Here is a 16,246-nt window from a genome sequence, read left to right on the forward strand (position 1 = left end):
CCGGTCTCACAAAGCTCCAAGGCGGAGTCTTGGACAGGTGAAAACCTAGTGCGCGGCGGCAGGTTTCGTGACCCGGACCACGTTCCTGGAACTTTTGTGGCCGTTCCGTTACCAATCCGCCACCGCCCGGGGACCGGCGGGCTCGGTCAGTTGAGACTGGTGACCAGGCTCACGAGCAGCGGCGCGATGACCAGCGCCGGCAGGAGGTCGGCGACCGGGACCTCGCGGATGCGCAGCAGGCGCAGCGCGATGCCGATGAGCAGCAGCCCCCCGACGGCGCCCACGGCGGCCAGGTGCGCCGCGGGGAGCACGTCGCCCAGGCCGAGACCCACCAGGGTGAGCGAGCCCTGCACCACGACGATCGTGAGGGCGCTGGCGGCGACGCCCCAGCCGAACGACGCGGCGAACGCGATCGCCGCGAAGCCGTCCAGTGCGGACTTCAAGACGAGCTGGTCGGCGCCGGCGCCGAGGCCGTCGTTGAGGGAGCCGAGGATGGTGAGCGGGCCGGTGCAGAACAGCAGGGATGCGGCGACGAAGCCCTGGACGAAGCGCTGTCGCTCGGCGCTCCCGGTCTCGCCGGAGAGTCGTCGCTGGAGGAAGCCGCCCAGGGCCTCGACCCGCTGCTCGAGGCGCAGCAGGCTGCCGACGATCCCGCCCAGCAGGACCGCGCCCAGGACGATCAGGAGCGGCGCGCTGTCACCGACCTCCTCGGCCAGTGCGGGGGAGAGCACATCGGCGGCGGTCGTGGCGGCGATCATCAGCGTGACCAGTCCGAGGCCGTCGGTGACCGCGTCGCGGGTGCGCTGCGGGAGCCGGTTGCCGAGCAGGACGCCCAGCAGCGAGCCGACGAGCACGGCGACGACGTTGACAGCCGTCCCTGTCCCTGGGATCACGCTCCGCCCCTCTCGTCGGCCCGGCCCCGCGCCGCGGGGTCGATGTGACCCGTGAGTCGGATGGTGACGGCGAGAGCGCGCTGAGCGTAGTCTCACCCCTCGGAGGAGGCCTGTACGGGGACCTTGGCCTCCCGACACCCCGAGTCCGGAAGGCCAAGGAACGTTGAGCCGTACCCTCGTGTCCCTGCGCGCCGCCACCCATGGCGATGCGCCGTTCCTCGCCACCCTCTGGCGCGACTCGCTGCGTCGCGGCGACCACGCCGACCAGGTCGCCGACGTCGAGTCGGTCATCGCCCGGGCCGCGGAGTCGCCGAGCCTGCGGGTCCTGCTCGCCGAGTACGACGGGCGCCCGGCGGGCGCCGTCTGCCTGCGGGTCACCACCAAGTCGATGATCAACCTCGAGCCAGCCGTGCAGGCCCAGTCCCCGCACGTGCTGCCCGAGTTCCGCCGCCACGGCGTGGGCCGCCAGCTGATGGAGGCCGCCGTGTCGTACGCCGAGGAGCTCGGCATCGCGCACCTGATGACGGCCGCGGCCTCGGGCTCGCGCGACGGCAACCGGTTCATGGCCCGCCTGGCCCTGGGACCGCAGGCCGTCCTGCGCATCGCCCCCACCCAGGTGGTCAGGGCCAAGCTCACCGCCCAGCGGCCGGCCGCCCAGCGTCCGGGGCGCCAGCTCGGCACGGTCCTGGCCGCGAGACGCTCGATGCGCCGCGCGAACCCGCAGGTCCCGCCGGTCCCGCAGGACGGCTAGGACCCCGCTACGACCCCGCTACGACCGGCGCCGTGCCCAGGCCCACCCGGTCCAGGGGCACCAGCGCGCAGGTGATCCGCGAGGTGCAGACCCGCTTGCCGCGCTCGTCGGTGAGCACCACGTCGTAGGACGCCGAGGTGCGTCCGAGGTGGATCGCGGTCGCGGTGCCGGTGATCAGGCCGCTGGTCGCCGAGCGGTGGTGGGTGGCGTTGATGTCCACGCCGACCGGCGCCCGGTCGGGGTAGCCGTGCAGGCCGGCCCCGATGGAGCCGAGGCTCTCGGCGAGCACCACCGAGGCGCCGCCGTGCAGCAGGCCGTAGGGCTGGGTGTTGCCCTCGACCGGCATCGTCGCCACGACGCGCTCTGCGGAGAGCTCGAGGAGCTCGATGCCCATCTTCTCGTTCAGGGCGCCCATGCCGTGGGGCATGCTCGCGATGTAGTCCTCGACGCTCGGGACGGTGCTCTGGTGGCTCTCGGCGCTCATGCGCTGCATTGTTGCCGACGACCGGAGCGTCGGCGCCCCCGGATAGAGTCAGGCGGGTGCCCGAGTCGAACACCCCGCGCCTGCTCCTCCTCGACGGCCACTCGCTGGCCTACCGCGCGTTCTTCGCGCTGCCCGTGGAGAACTTCTCCACGACCACCGGACAGCACACCAACGCGGTCTACGGCTTCACCTCGATGCTCATCAACGTCCTGCGTGACGAGCAGCCCACCCACGTCGGTGTCGCCTTCGACGTCTCGCGCCAGACCTTCCGCCTCGAGGAGTACGCCGAGTACAAGGCGAAGCGCGCCAAGACGCCCTCGGAGTTCGGCAGCCAGCTGCCGCTGATCGAGGAGGTCCTCGCCGCGCTGCGGATCCCGTTCCTGAAGAAGGACGGCTACGAGGCCGACGACATCATCGCGACCCTCACCACCCAGGCGCTGGCCGAGGGCATGGAGGTGCTGATCCTCACCGGTGACCGCGACGCCCTGCAGCTGGTCACCGACCGCTCGACGGTGCTCTACCCGATGCGCGGCGTCTCCGACCTGGCCCGGATGACCCCGGCGGCGGTCGAGGCGAAGTACGGCGTACCCCCGCAGCGCTACCCCGAGCTGGCCGCGATCGTCGGGGAGGCCTCCGACAACCTCCCGGGCGTCCCCGGCGTCGGGCAGGGGTTCGCGGCGAAGTGGATCAACACCTACGACGGCCTCGACAACGTCATCACCCACGCCGACAAGATCACCGGCAAGAAGGGCGAGGCGCTGCGTGCCCACCTCGGCGACGTGATCCGCAACCGCCACCTCAACGCCCTGGTCCGCGACCTCGAGCTCGAGCTCGGTCCCGCCGACCTGGCGCTGCGCCCGTGGGACCGCCACGAGGTGCACACGCTCTTCGACGGCCTGGAGTTCCGGGTGCTGCGCGACCGGCTCTTCGAGACCCTCAGCTCCGAGGAGGAGATCGACGAGGCCGGCTTCGAGGTCGTGATGAGCCGCCCGGGCGCCGGCGAGGTCGGCGCGTGGCTGGCCGAGCACGCCTCCTCCGGCGCGCGCGTCGGTGTCGAGGTCCAGGGCCGCTGGGGAGCGGGCACCGGCGACGTCGGCTCGATCGCGCTGGCCACCCCCGACGGCGCCGCCTGGTTCTCCGTGGCCGACCTCGACACGGCCGACACCTCGGCGCTCGCCGGCTGGCTGGCCGACCCCGCGCAGCCCAAGGTCCTGCACGACGCGAAGGGGCCGATGCAGGCGCTCGCCGCGTTCGGGATGCCGCTGGCCGGCCTGGCCCGCGACACCGCGATCTCGGCGTACCTCGCCCGGCCCGACCAGCGCTCCTACGACCTGGCCGACCTGACCGTGCGCTACCTCAAGCGCGAGCTGCGCCAGGGCGGCGCCGACGACGGCCAGCTCAGCCTCGACGGCCTCGACGACGGCTCGGCGGGCGAGCTGGAGATGCTGCGCGCCAGCGCGGTCCTCGACCTCGCCGCCGCCCTCGACGAGGACCTCGAGGAGCGCGGCGGCACCCGGCTGCTCGAGGACATCGAGCTGCCGCTGGTCCACCTGCTCGGCGCCATGGAGCGCACCGGCATCGCCGTGGACTCCGACCACCTCGAGGCGCTCCAGGAGCACTTCGGCGAGGAGGTGCGCCGCGCCGCGGACGAGGCGTACGCCGTCATCGGCAAGGAGATCAACCTCGGCTCGCCCAAGCAGCTGCAGGTGGTGCTCTTCGACGAGCTCGGGATGCCCAAGACCAAGCGCACCAAGACCGGCTACACCACCGACGCCGACGCGCTCCAGTCGCTCTACGTCAAGACCGAGCACCCGTTCCTGCTCCACCTGCTGCGCCACCGCGACGTCATCCGGCTGCGCCAGACCATCGAGGGGCTGCTCAAGACCGTCGCCCCCGACGGGCGCATCCACACCACGTTCAACCAGACGATCGCCGCCACCGGCCGGCTCTCCAGCACCGAGCCCAACCTGCAGAACATCCCGGTGCGCACCGAGGAGGGCCGGCGCATCCGCGAGGGTTTCGTGGTCGGCGAGGGCTACGAGTCGCTGATGACGGCCGACTACAGCCAGATCGAGATGCGGATCATGGCCCACCTCTCCGGCGATGAGCTCCTCATCGAGGCGTTCCGCTCCGGGCAGGACTTCCACTCGATCACCGCGGCCCGGGTCTTCGGCGTCCCGGCCGACGCGGTCAGCCCCGAGCAGCGCGCCAAGATCAAGGCGATGAACTACGGCCTGGCCTACGGCCTGTCCGCGTTCGGGCTCAGCCAGCAGCTGGGGATCGAGCCGGCCGAGGCGCGCGGGCTGATGGAGGAGTACTTCCTCACCTTCGGCGGCATCCGCGACTACCTCGGCGGCGTGGTCGAGGAGGCCCGGCGCACCGGCTTCACCGAGACCATCAAGGGCCGCCGGCGCTACCTGCCCGACCTGACCAGCGACAACCGCCAGCGCCGCGAGATGGCCGAGCGGATGGCGCTCAACGCCCCGATCCAGGGCTCCGCGGCCGACCTGATCAAGATCGCGATGCTCGAGGTCGACGCCGCGATCACCGAGGCCGGCCTGCGCTCGCGGCTGCTGCTGCAGGTCCACGACGAGCTCGTGCTCGAGGTCGCGCCGGGGGAGTGCGAGGAGCTCGAGGCACTCGTACGCCGCCACATGGGCGCCGCGGCCGACCTGAGCGTGCCGCTGGACGTGTCGGTCGGCACCGGTCGCAGCTGGCACGAGGCCGCGCACTAGTCCCGGGCTAGGCGGCCGGCGCCTCGGGGGCGCGCTCGTCCTCGGCGGCGTCCTCGTCCTCGAGGCGGCTCATCCGCCACAGGCTCAGCGACAGCAGCGCCACCAGCAGCACCGCGTCGACCGTGATCACCGTCGCGATGAGGCTGACGAGGCTGTCCGCGCGCAGGGAGAGCACGACCAGCACCGCGACGGCCAGCCAGATCAGGTACGCCGACCGGGTGCCCTGGCGCGCGAGCACGGAGTAGACCAGCAGCTGGAGCATCGCCATCAGCGAGCCCAGCACCGCGAACGCCCAGAGGTGGCCCTCCACGTCGGCGTACTTCTCCCCGCCGACGAACACCATCGCCACGCCGGAGAGCAGCACGGCGCCGAGCACCGAGCAGACCCCGAGCACGATCATCAGGCCGAGGCTGCGCAGCAGGGCGAGGCGCCGCTGCCCGGCCGTCGACATCGACGGGAACGCCAGCACGACCACGAACTGCGGCAGGAAGAGCACGACCTTGGCCAGGATCAGGCCGCTGGCGTAGAGGCCGGCGTCGTGGGAGTCCAGGACGTTGCGGGCGACCACGATGTCGGTGTTGGACAGCACGTAGAAGGCCAGCAGCGCCATCGAGCTGCGCGCGGCCTCGGCCAGCACGGGACGCAGGCTGTTGGCGGCGGAGTGCTCGCCGGGGTCGCGCGGGCGGCGCAGGGCGAGGTGGCCCACGATCACCGGGGCGAACAGCGCGAGCGCGACGCCGAGCATCGCGCCGGCCTCGGTGGGGCGAAGCACCATGCACAGCGTCCCGATGGTGACGCGGCTCAGCCCCATCGCGAGGTACACGGCGCCCAGCGCGCCCCAGCGCCGCTCACCTTGCAAGATGCCCGCCTGCCCGCCCTGGACGGTCAGCGGCACCGCCGCGACCGCGAGCAGGATCGCCGGGGTGATGGTGTCCAGGCGCAGCACCTGCCAGATGACCGGCGAGAGCACCAGCATCAGCACGCCGAGCGCGAGCGCCGCGCGGTAGGTCACCGCCAGCACGACGCGCTCGATCTGGCCCACGTGGTCCGGCGTCGCGGAGATCCGGCGTGCCGCGGTGGCCTGGAGCCCGAGCTGGAGCACCGCGACCACCAGGAGCACGGCCATCAGGCTGGCCACCCCGCCGTACTGCTCGGGGCCGAGCAGACGCGCCGCGATCATCTGGAAGGCGTAGGTCGAGACGTTCATGACGACGATCGCGACGGCGATGCCGGCACTGCCGCGCAGCAGCGCACGCCACCCGCCGGCGTGGCGCGATGTGCTCCTGCCCTCGGTGACCGTCACCCGCCGAGCCTAGGACAGCGGCGGGGAACCCATCGAGTCCGTGCGGTTCGGTGCGCGGGCTCCGACCGCGACGGCTACCCTTGCCGTCGCTCGGCAGCGGCCGGGGCCGTGGGGAGGTGCGGAGCAAGGTGGGTCCTGAGTCGACCGGGTCGACCGCGTCCGCGCGCGCCGAGGACCCGCACCGGGACCGGCCTGCCCGTCTGGGCCCCGCCGGCGCGGCCGCGCTCGTCGTCTACGCGCTCATCGCGATCGTCTCGCTGCTGCAGCAGCCGGGCCGCGCGACCTACGACACCCGCGCCGAGCTCACCGAGCGGCCCCGGTCGTTCCTCGGCGAGGTCTTCACGCTGTGGCACCCGGAGTCCAGCTTCGGGGAGTTCCAGAACCAGGCCTACGGCTACCTCTTCCCGCAGGGCATGTGGTTCCTGCTCACCGACTGGCTGGGCGTCGCGGACTGGGTGAGCCAGCGGATCTGGTCGGCGCTGGTGCTGATCGTGGCCATCGAGGGCGCCCGTCGCCTGGCGGCGGCCCTCGGGCTCCCCGGCGCCGCCGCGCTCCTGGCCGGCCTGGCCTTCGGGTTCACCCCCCGTCTGCTCGGCACCGTCAGCGTCATCACCGGCGAGTCCCTGCCCGGCGCGATGCTGCCGTGGGTGGTGCTGCCGGTCGTGCTGGCCATGCAGGGCCGGATCGGGCGGCGCAGCGCGCTCCTGCTCAGCGGCGCCGCGGTCGTGTGCATGGGCGGGGTCAACGCCGTCGAGAACGCGGGCGCGCTCCCGGTGGCGATCATCGTGGTGGTCTGGGGCCTGCGCCGCGGACTGCTGTCGCGTCGCTTCGTGGCCGGGTGGGCGGCGGTGCTGCTCGCCGCGTCGTTCTGGTGGACGCTCCCGCTGCTGCTGCTGGCCGGCTACGCCCCGCCGTTCTACGAGTACGTCGAGAGCGCCGCGAACACCACGGTGCTCATCGGCCCCTCGGAGGCGATCCGCGGCGACTCGCACTGGGTGGCCTACCTGATCAGCGGCGACCAGTCCTGGTGGCCCGCGGCGCACGCCCTGGTCTCCGAGCGGGACCTGATCGTGCTGGCCGCCGTCATCTCCGCGATCGGCCTGTACGGGCTGCTGCGTCTGCAGCACGCGATCCGGGGGCCGCTGGTGCTCTCGATGCTGGTCGGCCTGGCCGCGCTCACCGTCGCGCACGGCGGCTGGGGCGGCAGCCTGCTGGCTGGGGAGTTCCGGGTGCTGCTCGACGGCGCGCTGCAGATCTTCCGCAACGTGCACAAGATCGACCCGACCGTGCGCCTCCCGCTGGCGATCGGGTTCGGGCACGCGGTGGTGCTCATCACCCGCTGGGTCGCCGCCCGGTGGCCCCGCCACGACCCGCGGGCCCTCGTGGCGCTGGTCATGGCCGCCCTGGTGATGTCGCTGGGCCAGCCCTACCTCTTCAACGACTCCCGGACCCCGGGCTGGACCGAGGTCTCCGAGCCGTGGCAGGAGGCGCAGCGCTACCTCATCGAGCACCAGGGCGAGACGGCGACGCTGATCCTGCCCGGCTCCGGCTTCGCACAGCAGGACTGGGGCTGGACGATCGACGAGCCGCTGCTCCTGCTCGGCGGGGTCAACCGGGTGGTGCGCAGCCAGGTGCCGCTCGTGCCCGGCCAGACGATCCGGTTCCTGCACGCCCTCGACCAGCTCGCGACCACCGGGCGCGCCACCCCTCGGCTCGGCGCACAGCTCGCCCGCGCCGGGATCGGGCACGTCGTGCTGCGCCGCGACCTGCGCCGCGACCTCACCGGCTCGCCGCACCCCGGCGGCGCCGCGGTCTCGCTGGCCAACGGCGGCCTGCGCAGCGTGGCGCAGTTCGGCGAGGGTGAGGGCGGCCCCGCGGTCGAGGTGCTCGCGGTCGAGGAGGAGCTGCCGGTGCTGCGCACGACGCTGACCGAGCGCGTCCTCACCGTGCGCGGCGCCCCCGAGAGCGTGCTCGCGGTCCAGGAGACCGGCCTGGTGAGTCCCGGGACCGCGACGGTCCTGGAGGGCGAGGACGGCTGGGAGCGCGAGGCCGACGTCGTGACCGACGGCAACCAGCGCCGCGAGCGGGCGTTCGGCGTCAACGACGAGTCGGTCTCCGCCGTGCTGACCGCCGACGAGCCGTGGCGCCTCTCCCGCGCGGCGCACGACTTCCCGGCCGTGTCGGGGACCGCGCAGGTGGTGGCCCGCTACGACGGCCTGCGCCGGCTCACCGCCTCCTCGGCCCAGGGGTACGCCGACAACTTCGGGCCGGTCCTGCCCCAGAGCGCGCCGTACGCCGCGGTGGACGGCGACCGTCAGACCCGTTGGGTCTCCTCCTACGCCACCGACCCCACCGAGCAGTGGATCCGCATGGAGCTGGACGAGCCCCGCCGGATCCGCGAGGTATCGGTGCTCCCGGTCGTCGAGGACGACTTCGTCGTGCCGATCCGCGAGCTCGAGGTCCGCGCCGGCGACCAGGTGCGCCGGGTGCGCGCCCACCCCTCGGGCGCTCCCTCGATCGCCCGGTTCGACGGCCGCCCGGCCGACGTCGTCGAGGTGCGGGTGGTGCGGGCGGCGACCCCGGAGAACCGGGGCCGGGTGGGCCTGCGCGAGATCACCATCGACGAGCGCAGCTCGGGCCGCAGCCTCGTGGTCCCGGGCATGGTCGGCCCCGACGCTCGGCTGGTCTTCGGCGCCGACGCCGAGCGTCGCGCCTGCCGGATCACGGTCGGCATCCCGGACTGCGACGTCGGGCGGATCCGCGCACCCGAGGAGCGCAGCGGCCTGGACCGCACCTTCACCACCTCCGCCCGGACCACGCACCGGCTGAGCGGCTGGGCCGTGGCCCGGGCGACCCGCGAGACCTCCCTGCTCCTCGACCCGCTCGACGCGGGCCAGCGGGTGGGCGCGAGCTCGGTGTACGGCGGCGACCCCAAGGTCGCCCAGCGCTTCGCCCACGACGGCCTGGACTCCACGGTGTGGATGTCGGCCGACAACGACCAGAACCCGACGCTCGTCTTCGAGTGGGACCGCCCGCGCACGATCTCCGGTGTCGCCGTCGTCGGCGGTGAGTCCGAGGACATCCCGCGGCGGGCCCTCCTGCGCACCCGGTCCCGGGTCGTGGAGGCATCGGTGACCGGCACCGAGATCGCGGCCTGGAAGCCGCTGCGCACCACGCGCCTCGAGGTGACCTTCCTCAAGCGCTACGGCTCCGACCGGGTCGTCGTCCCCGAGATCCGACTGGCCGGCGCCGACGTCACCCGGCCGCTGGACGACGGGCTCGAGGGCGGCCGGGTCGGCCGGCCGTGCGGCTTCGGCCCGAACATCGTGGTCGACGGACAGGTGGTGCCCACCGAGGTGTGGGGCAGCGTCGCCGACATCGTCAACGGCTCACCGATGCGCTGGGAGAGCTGCGCCGCCGGCGACGGCTCGGCGACCGCCGCGGGCCAGCCCTCCGACGGACTCGTGCGCCTCGGGCCCGGCGTGCACCGCGTCCAGGCCCGCAACAGCGCCGAGTTCGCCGTCACCCGCCTCCTCGCCGAGCCCGTCCGGGAACGACGCAACGAGGCCGGACGGCCCGGCACCGGGCGCGGCGCCGACCGCGAGGTGACCCTCACCCGGTGGGAGGCCAGCGACCGTACGGCGGTCGTGGCCGCCGGCCCGGAGGCGCTGCTGCACCTGCCGGAGAACGCCAACCCGGGCTGGGAGGCCCGGGTGGATGGCGAGGAGCTGCGCCGCGTACGCGTGGACGGCTGGCAACAGGCCTGGGTGCTGCCGGCGAGCGGCGAGGTCACCGTCGAGCTGAGCTATGCCCCGCAGCGCGTCTACACGGTGCTCCTGCCTCTCGGCCTGGGCGTGAGCGGCCTGGTGCTGCTCGCCGGGATCGGCGCCGGCATCGGACTGTGGTGGCGCCGCCGCCGCGGGACCGCGCCGGGCATCCCGGAGAGCTGGGCGACACTGTCGCCCCGGGCGTCCAGCCCAGCGGTGGTCGGCCTCAGCGCGGTCGCCGTCTTCGCCTTCCTCGGCCCGGTGGCGACCGTCGGCCTGGTCCTCGCGCTCGTCGCCGGCCGCGTGGTCGCGGTGAGCGGCTCCGGGGCCCTCGCCGCCGTCACGGGTGCGCTCGGGTGGTGGCGCGACGCCGCCCCGGCGCTGGTGGCCGCGGTGCTGGTCGTGGCGTCCGCCCTGCTCGACGTGGCCGGCCTGCCCTGGCTGTCACGGGGCGCGGACGTGCTGGCCGCCGTCGCGATCGGGCTCGCGGCCGGCCTCCTGCTGGCCCGACGGTCCGCACCCCTTCTCGCCCCACGCACCGGGAGGAACGTGTGAACCACGCGGACAGGAGCGCCGGCGTCTGGCGCGGGCGCCAGGCGTGGGCCGCCGTGGTCGTGATCGCGGTGATGCTGGTGTGGCGCGCGCTGCTGATGCGTGACTCCTACTTCAACCAGGACGACTTCTTCATCACCGCACGCGCGACCCATGAGGAGCTCACCTGGGCCTACCTGTTCGAGCCCATCGCCGGGCACGTGATCCCGGCGCAGATGCTGAACTTCTGGATGGTCGGCAACCTCGCGCCGTTCCGGTGGGGAGTCGTGGCCGCCGAGGCCGTGGTGCTCCAGCTCATCGCCACCGTCCTCATGTGGCACCTGCTGACCCGGCTGCTGCCCGGCAGGTGGGTGCGCGTGCTCCTGCTGGCGGTCTTCGCGTGGACGCCGCTCACCCTCGTCACCACGCTGTGGTGGGCGGCGGCGATCGGGCTGTGGCCGCACCTGATCTTCTCCATCCTTGCGATGCTGCTCCTGACCCGCGCCGTGCAGGGAGCCGGCCGCTCCTGGCTCAACCAGCTCGGCTGCGTGCTGTGCCTGTGGGCCGGTCTGGCCTGGCACGAGCGCGCGGTCCTGATCGCGCCGGTGCTCCTCGCGCTCGCACTCGCCCTCGCCGACGACGCGGCCGGGTGGCGGCGCGTGCCGGCGACCCTGCGCCGGTTCGCCTGGCTGTGGGTCGCACTCGCCGCCAGCCTCGTGACCTACCTGGTCGTCCACACCCGGATCACCACCGTGGAGGGCGGCACCGGGTCGCTGACCGAGTCGTTGCACATCACCTGGGAGTTCATCGCCCGCAACATCGTCCCCGGCATGCTTTCCGGCCCCTGGCAGGCCGAGCTGCAGGGCGGCGCGGTGGTGCCCGCACACTGGGTGACAGCGGTGTCGCTGGTGCTCGCGGCCCTCATCCTCGCGGTGCTGCTGCGCCGCGGGGGACCGGCGCGCTGGTGGGCGCTCCTGCTCGTGGTCGGCTACGTCGGGTCCGACCTCGCGCTCGTCCTCGCCGGTCGCGGCGGGTTCGGGCACCTCATCGGCCTGGACCCGCGCTACAGCTCCGACGTGCCGCACATCGTCGTCCCCGCGGTCGCGCTCATGCTGCGCCAGGCCCGTCCGGGACTCGGCCTCGGCCTCGCGGCGCTGCAGACCCACCGGCGGCGGGTGCTCAGCATCGGGGTCCTCACCGGCGTCTACCTCGTCGGCTCGGCGTTCGGCACGGCGGCGCTCGTCCCGCACTTCCAGAACGTCGGGGACCGCGACTTCGTCACCACCTTCCGCGCCGAGCTCGCACGCGACCCCAACCAGGTGGTGTGGGACGCCCTGGTGCCAGCGGAGCTGGTGCTGCCGCTGGTCGGCGAGGACGCCCGCCTCTCGGCGGTCTTCGCCCCGCTGCCCGAGAGCCCGGTCTTCGACGAGCCGTCGGCGCGCCTGCGCCTGGTCGACGAGGAGGGCCGGCTGCACCCGGTCGAGCTCGACGGCTCGATCCCGGTGCCGGAGGGCCCGGCGCCCGACTGCGGGTACGCCGTCACCGACGCCACCGTCCGGCTGCCGTTCGTGCTGCCGGTCAGCGGCCGACTCCTGGTCAGCATGGGGTATTTCTCCAACGGCGAGTCGACGGTCACCGTCAGCGCGGGCGACTGGTCCACGTCGTTCCTGGCGAGGCCCGGCCCCAACGAGATCTGGGTGCCGGTCCCGGACCTCGAGGAGGAGATCGGGGCCCTGCGGCTGCGTGCCGACGGGGGCGCCACGGTCTGCGTCACCCGGGCGGCGGCAGGACGACCGGAGATCCGGTGAGCACGGTCGCCGCGGAGCCGCGGCGCCGCCGGGCGCAGGACCTGGCCGTCGGGCTCGCGCTGAGCCTCCTGGTCCTCGGACCGCTGCTGCTCGGTCGGGGGTTCTGGATCTTCGGCGACATGGTCTTCGTCCCGGAGCAGCCGTGGAAGAGCGCCTGGCTCGGCCTGGACGGCCAGCTGCCGCGGGCGGTCCCGATGGACGCGCTGATGTCGCTGCTGACCGCTGTCGTGCCGGGCGATCTGGTCCAGAAGGCGGTCCTGCTGGCGGCCTTCCTGGCGGGAGCCGTCGGCGCCGGCCGGCTCGTCGACCGGCACCCGTGGTACGCCCGGGCCGCGGCGATCACGCTCTTCGTCTGGAACCCGTGGGTCCACGAGCGCCTGCTCATGGGGCAGTGGGCGATCCTGGCGGGCTACCTGCTGCTGCCGTGGGTGGCCCACGCGGCGCTGCGCGCCCGCCGCGACCTGCGCGACGGCGCACCGCCGCTGGCGGTCGCGCTCGTCCTGAGCGCCGTGTGCAGTCCCTCCAGCGGGCTGATGGCGGTCCTCGTCGCGCTGGTGCTCGCGGCACGGCGTACCCGTTTCCACGTCCCGGTGGTGCTCGGCACCGGCGTCGTGGCGAACCTGCCGTGGCTGGTGCCGACGCTGCTGGCCGGGCGCGCCAGCGAGGTCACCGTCGCGGGTGTCTTCGACGTGTTCGCGCCGCGGGCCGAGTCGGGCGCGGGGGTCTGGGCGAGCCTGCTGTCCCTGGGCGGCACCTGGAAGTCCTCGGTCGTCCCGCCCGAGCGCACCGAGCCGCTGGTGGTGCTGCTGGCCTGCGCGCTCACCGTCGCCGCCCTGCTCGGCGTACGACGCGCGCCGCGCGGCTCCGACGAGCGGCGGCTGCTGGTGCTGGCGGGGGTCTCGCTGCTGCTCGCCGCCCTGCCGGTGCTGCCCGGCGGCACGGCGCTGCTGGAGGCCCTGGGCACGGTGGTCCCCGCCACCGCGGTGCTGCGCGACTCCCAGCGGTTCCTGGCCCCGGCGGTGCTGGTGCTGCTGCCCGGAATCGCGGCGGTGGTGTCCGGGGTACGCGCCCGCGTGCGGCCCGGCCGTGAGGCCCTGTGGGCGGTGGTCGCCGTGGTGGTCGTGGCGCCGGTCGTGCTGCTGCCGAGCCTCGCCTGGGGTGCCGCCGGGACGCTGACCCGGTCGACGTTCCCGGGGGAGTGGCGGACGGTGGCCGGGATCCTGGAGGCCGAGGGCCCGGCGACGACCGTCGTGCTGCCGTGGCGCGGCAGCTACCGCGGCTACGACTGGAACGCGCGCCGCGCCGTGCTCGACCCGGCGCCGCGGTTCCTGCCCGGCGAGGTGCTCATCGACGACCGCACGTTCGTCGACGGCGAGGTGGTGCCCTCCGAGGATCCCCGGGTGGTCGCGGTCGACGCGGCGCTCTCGTCGCCCGACCCGGCGGCCGCGCTGCGCGAGGCCGGGGTGCGCTGGGTCCTCGTCGAGCGGGGGATGGGCGGGCTCGGGGAGATCCCCTCCGGCACGGTCCGCCACGACGGCGAGGCGCTCTCCCTCGTCGATCTCGGGCCCGCGGCGGCGTCCGGGGAGCCGGTCGAGCCTCTCGACACGGTGCTGGTCGTGCTCGCTGACCTCGCCACGCTGCTGTTGCTTTCCGGAAATGCTGCGGCCATACTGCGACGTCGGGTGTAATGGTCGTCACCAAGGCGGCCTGCCGCTGTGAGTTCTTGGGAGGGAACCCAGCACATGAACTTCTTGATCTCCGGCGTCGTAGGCGCCGTCCTGTCCTCCGTGGTGCTGATCGGAGGGGTGCAGGCCTACTCCGGCGGTGACCCCGAGCCGCTCTCGGAGGAGCAGCTCTACTCCTACTCCGACGAGTGACGTCGGTGGGGTGAGGCTCGTGCTGCACCCCACCGACGCCCCGTGCCCACGCTGTCCGCAGCGTCGGTTCGGCGACCCTGAAACATCTGCCCGGGGGAGGGCCGCATGCTCCAGCTGGTGATACCCGCATTCAACGAGGCGGCCCGGCTCCCGCGCACCCTGCGCGAGTTGACCCGCTACGCCACCGCGAACCGGGCGACCCTCGGCCGCATCGAGGTCGTCGTGGTCGACAACGCGAGCACCGACGCGACCGCCAGCGTCGCACGCGACGCCGACTGCGCGGCGCTGCCGGTCCGGATCGTGCACTGCGCCGAGCCCGGCAAGGGCGCCGCGGTGCGCGCCGGCATGGCCGTGACCACCGCGGACATCGTGGGGTTCATGGACGCCGACGGCGCGACCCGCCTCGACGCGCTCGACGAGGGCTGGCGGCGCATGCTCCTGGGGGCCGACATCGCCATCGGGTCGCGTGCCGTCGAGGGCAGCGACACCGCCGTACGCCACAGCTGGCTGCGCGAGCGGGGCGCCCGCGCCTACCGTTCGTGCACCGCTCGCCTGGTCCCCGGTGTGGCCGACACCCAGTGCGGGTTCAAGCTGCTGCGCGGCGACCTGGCACGCGAGGTGTTCGCGGGCCTGCGGACCCCCGGCTTCTCCTTCGACGTCGAGCTTCTGGCCCGGGCGCGCCACGCGGGTGCCGTGATCCACGAGTTCCCCGTGGTCTGGGCCGACGTCCCGGGCTCCACCTTCGATCCCGTGCGCCACGGCGCCGGGGCGTTCCTCGACCTCGGCCGGATCGCCTGGCAGCTGCGTGGCTCGCGCACCGCGCCGAGAACGGTGCCCGCGCTCGCGCCGGTCGCCGGGTCCGCCGTCGTACCGCCCGCCGCGGCCGGCGGCGAGTTCTAGCGGATGGCGGCTGCCGCCTCCCCGCCCGCCGTACCCCCGGGACGCCTGCAGGGCCACCACGCTGTCGTGGTGAACTGGCGCGACCTCTCCCACTCGCTCGCCGGAGGGTCCGAGCGCTACGCGTGGGAGTACGCCCGCGCGCTCGCCGAGGCCGGAGCGCGCGTCGAGTTCGTGACCGCCCGCGAGCGCGGCCAGGCCCGCCACGAGGTGCGCGACGGCATCCGGATCCAGCGCGGTGGCGGCCCCTTCACCTTCTACGTCCATGCCGGCCTGGCGTTGCTGCGCCGGCGTCGCAGCCTCTCGGTCGTGATCGACCCGGAGTGCGGGATCCCGGCCTTCTCCCCGCTGTTCGTACGCCGCGACACGGTGGTCGTGATGCCGGTGCACCACGTGCACCAGGAGCAGTTCGCCACCTACTTCCCCGCGCCGCTCGCCGCGGTGGGCCAGTGGCTCGAGCGGGTCGCGATGCGGCGGGTCTACCGCACGCGGCGCACGTTGGCGGTCTCGGAGTCGACCCGCACCGAGATGGTGCGTCAGCTCGGCTGGCGCGGCGAGGTCGACCTCCTCGCCAACGGCGCCGAGGTGCCCGACCCGACCCTGGTGAGCGCGGAGGACAAGGACCCCGACCGGCTGGTGGTGCTCGGGCGCCTGGTCCCGCACAAGCGGGTGGACCTGGTGCTGCGCGTCGTCCGCGAGCTGGCGACCGAGCGCCCCGGGCTGCACCTCGACGTGTGCGGCAAGGGCCCCGACCTGGACCGGCTGGTGCTCCTGGCCGGCGAGCTCGGCATCGCCGACCGGGTGCACTTCCACGGCTTCGTCCCCGAGGAGACCAAGCACGCGGTGCTGCGCCGCGCCGCGCTGCACGTGTGCGCCTCGGACATCGAGGGGTGGGGCCAGGTGGTCATCGAGGCGGCCGGCTGGGGCGTGCCCACCGTCGCCCGTGACGTGCCCGGCCTGCGCGACTCCATCCGCGACGGCGACACCGGCTGGCTGGTGCCCGACGATCCGGACCCCGACCTGGTGGCGGGTCGGCTGGCCGACCGGGTGCGGGAGGCCCTGAAGGTGCTGGAGGCACCCGAGGAGCGGGCCGTCGTGGTCGGCGCCTGCCAGGAGTGGGCGGCGCGCTTCAGCTGGACGCGCATGCACCGCGAGGCGCTCGCCGTGGTCGAGCAGGAGCTGCGCCGGGTCGGTCGCTGA

At 73.9% G+C, this 16,246-nt stretch carries 11 protein-coding genes; 8 read left to right on the top strand and 3 right to left on the bottom strand.

Features of this window, described 5'->3' with window-relative positions; genetic code table 11:
* Positions 1 to 146: 146 nt before the first annotated feature.
* Complete coding sequence (locus HBO46_RS07355) at positions 147 to 893, bottom strand: DUF554 domain-containing protein (RefSeq protein WP_191480214.1); 747 nt, start codon at positions 891 to 893, stop codon at positions 147 to 149.
* 163 nt (positions 894 to 1,056) lie between these two features.
* On the opposite strand from HBO46_RS07355, the gene HBO46_RS07360 reads away from it, so the two are divergent.
* Positions 1,057 to 1,644, top strand: coding sequence for a GNAT family N-acetyltransferase (locus HBO46_RS07360; protein WP_207950360.1), 588 nt, complete (start codon positions 1,057 to 1,059; stop codon positions 1,642 to 1,644).
* 7 nt (positions 1,645 to 1,651) lie between these two features.
* Here HBO46_RS07360 and HBO46_RS07365 read toward each other — a convergent pair whose 3' ends face one another.
* Positions 1,652 to 2,128 carry a PaaI family thioesterase gene (locus HBO46_RS07365; protein ID WP_166139708.1) on the bottom strand — a complete coding sequence of 159 codons (477 nt, stop codon included), beginning with the start codon at positions 2,126 to 2,128 and terminating at the stop codon, positions 1,652 to 1,654.
* A gap of 56 nt (positions 2,129 to 2,184) precedes the next feature.
* Between HBO46_RS07365 and polA the strand changes: the two genes are divergently transcribed.
* Positions 2,185 to 4,863 (top strand): DNA polymerase I, encoded by a 2,679-nt coding sequence (gene polA / locus HBO46_RS07370; protein WP_224769431.1) that lies wholly within the window; start codon positions 2,185 to 2,187, stop codon positions 4,861 to 4,863.
* 7 nt (positions 4,864 to 4,870) lie between these two features.
* On the opposite strand, the gene HBO46_RS07375 is transcribed toward polA, so the two are convergent.
* Positions 4,871 to 6,166, bottom strand: a complete 1,296-nt coding sequence (locus HBO46_RS07375) for a lipopolysaccharide biosynthesis protein (RefSeq protein WP_191480215.1) — start codon at positions 6,164 to 6,166, stop codon at positions 4,871 to 4,873.
* A 128-nt stretch (positions 6,167 to 6,294) separates the two neighbouring features.
* Between HBO46_RS07375 and HBO46_RS07380 the strand changes: the two genes are divergently transcribed.
* From HBO46_RS07380 to HBO46_RS07400, 6 genes are all read left to right on the top strand, one after another.
* Positions 6,295 to 10,488, top strand: coding sequence for an alpha-(1->3)-arabinofuranosyltransferase domain-containing protein (locus HBO46_RS07380; protein ID WP_166139710.1), 4,194 nt, complete (start codon positions 6,295 to 6,297; stop codon positions 10,486 to 10,488).
* On the top strand, positions 10,485 to 12,272 hold the full coding sequence (locus tag HBO46_RS07385) for a hypothetical protein (protein ID WP_166139711.1): 1,788 nt from the start codon (positions 10,485 to 10,487) through the stop codon (positions 12,270 to 12,272). Before HBO46_RS07380 ends, HBO46_RS07385 begins: the two co-directional genes overlap by 4 nt.
* A complete protein-coding gene (locus HBO46_RS07390) occupies positions 12,269 to 13,960 on the top strand; it encodes a hypothetical protein (RefSeq protein WP_166139712.1) in 1,692 nt (563 codons plus the stop codon). Before HBO46_RS07385 ends, HBO46_RS07390 begins: the two co-directional genes overlap by 4 nt.
* Positions 13,961 to 14,014: 54 nt before the next feature.
* On the top strand, positions 14,015 to 14,149 hold the full coding sequence (locus tag HBO46_RS20740) for a hypothetical protein (RefSeq protein WP_263457789.1): 135 nt from the start codon (positions 14,015 to 14,017) through the stop codon (positions 14,147 to 14,149).
* A 105-nt stretch (positions 14,150 to 14,254) separates the two neighbouring features.
* Positions 14,255 to 15,049, top strand: coding sequence for a glycosyltransferase (locus HBO46_RS07395; RefSeq protein ID WP_166139713.1), 795 nt, complete (start codon positions 14,255 to 14,257; stop codon positions 15,047 to 15,049).
* A 69-nt stretch (positions 15,050 to 15,118) separates the two neighbouring features.
* Entirely contained in the window at positions 15,119 to 16,246 is a 1,128-nt protein-coding gene (locus tag HBO46_RS07400; protein ID WP_166139714.1) for a glycosyltransferase family 4 protein, read from the top strand.

The organism is Nocardioides ochotonae (assembly GCF_011420305.2).
Lineage (GTDB): Bacteria > Actinomycetota > Actinomycetes > Propionibacteriales > Nocardioidaceae > Nocardioides > Nocardioides ochotonae.